This window comes from Paenibacillus sp. Y660 (genome assembly GCF_057221575.1).
This window is the reverse complement of sequence record NZ_JBXBBJ010000001.1, coordinates 599,729-605,861: the sequence shown is the minus strand read 5'-3', so window position 1 is coordinate 605,861 and position 6,133 is coordinate 599,729. Positions and strand designations below refer to the sequence as shown.

Here is a 6,133-nt window from a genome sequence, read left to right as displayed (position 1 = left end):
AAACCAATGGGAAAAGCTGACGGCTTTCTTAGAAGACGGTAGGCTTGAGATTGACAATAACCGAAGTGAGCGAGCGATTAAACCGTTTGTAATTGGTAGAAAGAACTGGCTGTTTGCCAATACACCTCGCGGCGCAAAAGCAAGTAGTATCATCTATAGCATGATGGAAACGGCGAAAGAAAATGGGCTGAATCCGTTCAAATATCTAATGTATTTGTTTGAGCAACTCCCGCAGCTCCCAGATCCGAAAAATCCGGAAACGCTAGACAAGCTGTTGCCTTGGTCAACATCGCTACCGCTGACTTGCCACGTGTTTAAATCTTAATCCAGCTTATCTTAGCTCTCATCTGATGACAAGGTGGGGGCTATTTGACGCTTACGGATATGGTTTATTGGACTGGTCCCTTCCATCCATTGCAGAAGCGGCGACTAGCAAAGAATGATTCAGAGTTCATAAGCATAAATGGTGGCTTTTTTATTCCCAATTTGGGAATAGGCTCAATAATTCCAACAATCGCAAAAACATTCCTCCTCGTTCCCTCGCTTTTATCATACCGTACCACTCTTTCTCCAATCTTACATTTTCCTTGAATTAACCTTAAAAGCAGGATTATCAAAGACTGAATGGAATCATTAGTTTACGACATCAAAGGGGAGGAATCTGCGTATGTCCAAAACAATTGTTTAGTAGTCTTTTTCTTTTATCATATTTTTGGGGGAGAAATTATGAGCGTATTACAAAGTACACTTACTGGCTTGAAAAGTAGAATGGTCAACAATGAAATAACGGTTCAAAATTCCTCAGGTGATTCTGTCTACGTAAAGTTTTTGTTTAATCCTTCAACCATTGAGGAGGACATTCAAAGCTTCATTGATTCTTATCATGTTATTTTACCGCCAGATTACAGGGAGTTTTTAATAATCCATAATGGAGCAACATTGTTTAGTATGTATGGTGGAGGATTTCTTCTTTTAAGCCTGACTGAAATAAAAGAAATAATGGACAGGCTAGAAGAGGCTTTACCACAAGGATGGTATCCAGTTGGTTATTTAGATGGAGAAATGCTTTTCATTAATTCTAAAGAGGCTGATGTGAATGACCGTAAGACTAATTATCTTTATTGGTCACTCAATGATAAACAAAAATTGAATTTTAATTTTGAAATTTGGTTCTTACGGTTTATTCAAGCTTCAGGTGAACATTTTTGGGAATGGCACTATTACTCCGCTGAGAATTTTTATAGATTGTGTTTATGACTTACTCTTTATTACAGCTACACATTCTAATTTCTTACCAGTCCATCCTATCCAACCCCTTTAATTGTGGTACTATATTTCGTTCTATAACCCATTCATACTTCCTCTCCAGATGCTCTCCATAGCTCCACCAACTGACTGCAAGTTAATCAAATCGATATTCAATCCCTGCGCATATACTTCCAACTTGTACGTGAAAAATGGCTGTTTAGTCCCATTCCACAGGTTTCGACAAGTCGGATAGAATAGGAATATGTTGAGGTAAAGGAGAAGATTACGAATTGGAAAACAAAACTACACGAAGCAACAAACGTTCAAAGGGAAGCTTGGCATCATTTAAGAAATCAACGTTATCACTTTATCTAGCAGTCGTCATCATTCTCGTAGCCCTCTGCGGAATACTGTACAGCAAATATACGAATATAGTCGATACCAATCTTCAAACAGCGACTGCTGAGCAAACTGAAACCAATAATCAGTCTGGGAATAGCGATGCCCCTAGCTCTGATTCGTCAAATTACGGACAAAACGGAAATGAATCAATAGCCGATGAGCCAGTACCTGCCGGTACAGTCGACACTGAAGTAACGCAAGAGCCTAAAGAGGTTACTGAGGAGAACACGAAAATCCCAGAGCCTACAGCAACCGAAACACCGGTGAAAAACAAAGACGAAGCGGAAACAACCGTACCGAAGCAGTCGGATAAGCCGAGCCAAGGCCAGAAGGAGAGCAACAACGAGCCAAAAGATAAAAGCCATGCTGTGAAACTGCCTACAACCTATGTGGTCCAAAAAGGCGATACCTTGAGATCGATATCAGAAAAATTTTATCAAACCAAGGACCAGTACGCGCTGCTTGCAGAGCATAACCACATTTTTTTTATTAACGATATGAAAGCCGGCGACACGCTTACGATTCCTGCGGTGTCCTCAGAGACCGATTCATCAAGCGGCAAGCCTCAGAACACCAAAGACTATTCCAAGATTACACTGCCGTCAACCTATTTAATTCAAGCTGGTGATACCCTCTCCGGTATTTCCAGAATGTTTTATAAATCAGCAGAGTATGTAGATTACATTGCGAGTGAAAATAAACTGGACAAAAACGAAGGACTGAAGGCCGGCACTAACCTTGTCATCCCTTCTCTTAAAAACTACACGCCAAATAAAAACATCGACTCTAGGGACAACTCGACAGAATTTGAAGCTACGGAGCATACCGTGCAGAAAGGCGAGACGCTCTACAGCATCTCCAAAACCTACTACGGCACGACCAAACACGCCATGTTCATTGCGGACTACAATCATATCGTCGATATTGATCAGGTAAAAGCTGGTACCGTACTGAAAATTCCTAAGTCATAAACAACAATAAGGTGGGGAATATTGCAAAACGCTCAATCGATTCTCCCAGTGCATTTCGCCGCCTGAAAAACTCGGGTCAGCAGCAGTCATCGTAGATGTTTTCTTAGAAATTGACTTTGAGAAATGAAAATCGCCCATTCGCCGGTATAGCCGACGAATGGGCGATTTTTTTTTATTCGGAGCAAAATACAATATACGACGATTCATAGCAGTCCGCGAAAGACCGAAACTCATCGTTGTAGTTCGCTATAATTTGTGTCGCGCTTTGATCGCCTTGGCCCCAAGTACTATGACAGTCTTGGACCACTGTCACATGATAGCCTAATTCGCTGGCTCTTCGGCATGTTGCATCGATACACATATCGGTTTGAAGTCCCGCCATAACAACTTTACTAATTCCTTGCTTCACCAGCTCCGTATGGAGATTCGTTTCGTTGAACGAGTCTGGCGTATGCTTTTGAATAATAGTGTCACCCTCAGCAGGAGCTATCATGGGGTGTATGTTCCAGCCTGGACTATTGGTCTCCAAAGGCTCGCCTTCACCTTCATTATGTTGGACATAAATAATGGGAGTATCACATGCTCTAGCTTTTTTGATAAGTTCGCGTATGCGCTCAAGCAATCCATTACCGTCGTATACTGGGTCTGTTTCCTGAAACATGCCGTTTTGAACATCAATGATTAGCAAAGCAGTATCATTCATTATGTAGACCTCACCCCATGATTATAATAGAATCCTCTTCATTATATGCGAACACACGTTCTTTAACAACGTTTGATCAGCTTCTGGTGTTTTCATATACGATACTGTTTATCCACGCGTACACCCTCAATCTGAGCACATGTCATTCAAACTTACTGTAGACAAAAAGCATCAATCGTCTACCCATCCAATGAATCGAATAAAGTTATTTTCCAAAAAGAAGTGACCATAGTCGCTCCCAAAGACCAAGCGGTGATATTCAAGAGCATTATGAATGCTTTTGAAGGCAAGCTGTTTATCATACAAAGTAAGCTTAACGCAGCGACAACGCACAAAGAGCAAACGCAGCTGCTTCTGGACTTGATGAATGCGGGGAAAGAGTCGATCAAGCAAATAAATTCGTTAAACCTATCTGATGGAGTCAAAACGGATGCCTTTGACACCATCACAAACAAGATTGTACAAGCTGCGAGCAGTTTGCAGTTCGTCTACTAAGGTGCTGCGCCTGCTTATAGATAGATAGGTTCCCAATCTCGCCGGCTATCAAACCTAATATTTCTGTGATCTCGGTATCTATTAGCTTATAAAAAGAAAAGGAGCAGCTGCCGCAGCAACTGCTCCTCACTCCACACTCCTCCTGCTTTTACGATTCTAAAATATGTTCGATCCGCTCGATTACATCCGCGCTCAGCACGATACCGGACGCCTTCGCGTTCTCCTCTATCTGCTCGGGGCGGCTCGCACCGACCAGTGCGCTCGACACATTCGGCTGCCGCAAAATCCAGGAAAGCGCCAATTGGCCAACCGTCAGCTCAAGCTCGGATGCCACTTTGCCCAGCTCGCGCACTTTATTAATTTTCTCCTCGGTCACATTTTTCCGCATGCCATCGAGCTTCGCGGCGCGGCTATCCGCAGGAACCTCGTTCACCGAGCTGTACTTCCCAGTCAGCAAACCTTGAGCAAGCGGCGAAAACACGACTTGTCCGATGCCGCCTCGCTCCCCGTACGGAATGACTTCTTTCTCGATATAACGGTTAAACATATTATAGATTGGTTGGTTTACTACGATGCGGTCCAATAAATAACGATCCGCGATCGCATGCGCCTCCACCATTTGGGCGGTTGTCCATTCGCTGACGCCTACATACAGCACCTTGCCTTGACGCACCAGATCATCGAGCGCCCGCAGCGTCTCTTCCATCGGCGTGCCCTTGTCATGACGGTGACAATAATACAGATCCACATAATCTGCGCCAAGCCGCTTCAGGCTGGCATGGCACTGCTCCATAATATGCTTGCGGGACAAGCCGCGGTCATTGGGACCGTCGCCCATCTGGCCGAACACCTTGGTCGCAAGCACGTAGGATTCACGCGGAAAGGCACGAAGCGCCTCACCCATCAGCTTCTCAGCCTCGCCTCTCTCGTACACATTCGCCGTATCGTAAAAGTTAATGCCCAGCCCATAGGCTGTCTGTATCGCTTTCACCGCGTTTTCGCGTTCTACGTATCCTCCGTATGTCAACCAGCTTCCAAGACTGATCTCGCTAACCTTCAATCCGCTTTTTCCTAAATGACGAAATTGCATCTCAACTCATCTCCTTAAGAATAGTGTAATCGCAATGGAAAGTAACGCTTGCAATTCTATTCTAGAGAAGTTTGTTTGAACATGTAAGTAGTGAAAAAAAAGTCACTAAATTATATAACCTATACATACTATACATGAAGTAACTACTCTATTAGGCTATTTTTATCGTTGGCTTCGATAGACAATAAAGCATGCAGCGGCTGCTTAATAGCAACACTGCATGCTTCTCGTTACGTTTTAATATATTATCCCATATACATCGTCTTGCTCTCTATTGGATCCCTATTTTAGAATACTAGAAGAAAATGAAGCGATACAACAGCAACAGAAGCATGAAGAAAAACATTCATCCACATCTTTCGGGATACCTTTAAATCTTGAACCAACATGATGATCGACCATACAAAAATAATTAAAAAAGCGATTTGAACTAGAATACTAGGCATTTTATAGTACCTCCCAACGCTATTCTTAGTTCAATATATTATGAACATGCAGGATTTGTGCTTCTTTCTCTCTACTATTTTAGATAACTTATCCTTTGGTCATCTCGTTTGTATCCCAAAAACATATAGAAAAGCCACCTTTTGCATTCCGTCGAACTTCATTAAGGCGTCCAAACCCAGCGCACTAAAAAACGCCGAACATTTCTCCCGGCGTCTTAATCGTAATCGTATTTAATTCACGCGGATAAATCCTTATCCTCTTTCACCAGCAGCTTGTCATGCTCCCGCTTCTCGATCCAGCCGCCGACACGGATAAACAAAAAGGCCGTAATGATCGTGAATATGACAATGCCATAGAAGCCGGCTCCTATTCCGATACCTACGCCTCCCGCGAATAATATCATCGCCGCTGAAGTCAATCCTTTTACTTCGAAGCCGGTTTTCATAATGAGCCCGGCTCCAAGAAAGCCTAGCCCGGACACAATCTGCGCAGCCAGACGCATCGGATCCATCATCGTTCTCTCATGCATATGCCCGTAGACCACAACGCTTTCAATGGAAACAATGGTAATCAGCGCTGATGCAACCGTAACGAATGTATAGGTTTTCACGCCTGCCGGTTTATTCTTATGGGTTCTGTCAAATCCGATAAGCAGCCCTAAGAATGCGCTAATAAAAATACGGAAATAAATTTCATATTCCGTGAAAAAAGAAGAAAAAAATGCAATTAGATCTGTCATAGCTTGCCTCACTTAGTTTTTTAATTATGGCATCTTGT

The 6,133-nt window shown here is 43.1% G+C and carries 8 protein-coding genes; 4 read left to right on the top strand and 4 right to left on the bottom strand.

Going from position 1 to position 6,133, the window contains the following annotated elements:
• From AC2TDN_RS02765 to AC2TDN_RS02755, 3 genes are all read left to right on the top strand, one after another.
• On the top strand, positions 1-325 hold a 325-nt coding region (locus tag AC2TDN_RS02765), incomplete at its 5' end, for an IS66 family transposase (RefSeq protein ID WP_484686934.1).
• Positions 326-726: 401 nt separating this feature from the next.
• Complete coding sequence (locus AC2TDN_RS02760) at positions 727-1,257, top strand: SMI1/KNR4 family protein (protein WP_484686933.1); 531 nt, start codon at positions 727-729, stop codon at positions 1,255-1,257.
• Between the two features lie 281 nt (positions 1,258-1,538).
• Complete coding sequence (locus AC2TDN_RS02755) at positions 1,539-2,621, top strand: LysM peptidoglycan-binding domain-containing protein (RefSeq protein ID WP_484686932.1); 1,083 nt, start codon at positions 1,539-1,541, stop codon at positions 2,619-2,621.
• Between the two features lie 172 nt (positions 2,622-2,793).
• Here the strand turns inward: AC2TDN_RS02755 and AC2TDN_RS02750 are convergent, their stop codons facing one another.
• Complete coding sequence (locus tag AC2TDN_RS02750) at positions 2,794-3,324, bottom strand: cysteine hydrolase family protein (RefSeq protein WP_484686931.1); 531 nt, start codon at positions 3,322-3,324, stop codon at positions 2,794-2,796.
• Positions 3,325-3,594: 270 nt separating this feature from the next.
• Here AC2TDN_RS02750 and AC2TDN_RS02745 point away from each other — a divergent pair, with 270 nt between their 5' ends.
• Positions 3,595-3,819, top strand: coding sequence for a hypothetical protein (locus AC2TDN_RS02745; RefSeq protein WP_482064837.1), 225 nt, complete (start codon positions 3,595-3,597; stop codon positions 3,817-3,819).
• 148 nt (positions 3,820-3,967) lie between these two features.
• On the opposite strand, the gene AC2TDN_RS02740 is transcribed toward AC2TDN_RS02745, so the two are convergent.
• From AC2TDN_RS02740 to AC2TDN_RS02730, 3 genes are all read right to left on the bottom strand, one after another.
• Positions 3,968-4,909 carry an aldo/keto reductase family protein gene (locus tag AC2TDN_RS02740; protein WP_482064838.1) on the bottom strand — a complete coding sequence of 314 codons (942 nt, stop codon included), beginning with the start codon at positions 4,907-4,909 and terminating at the stop codon, positions 3,968-3,970.
• A 287-nt stretch (positions 4,910-5,196) separates the two neighbouring features.
• Positions 5,197-5,355: a hypothetical protein gene (locus AC2TDN_RS02735; RefSeq protein ID WP_482064839.1), complete on the bottom strand. Its 159-nt coding sequence runs from the start codon at positions 5,353-5,355 to the stop codon at positions 5,197-5,199.
• A 236-nt stretch (positions 5,356-5,591) separates the two neighbouring features.
• Positions 5,592-6,095 carry an MgtC/SapB family protein gene (locus AC2TDN_RS02730; protein WP_482064840.1) on the bottom strand — a complete coding sequence of 168 codons (504 nt, stop codon included), beginning with the start codon at positions 6,093-6,095 and terminating at the stop codon, positions 5,592-5,594.
• Positions 6,096-6,133: the final 38 nt, after the last annotated feature.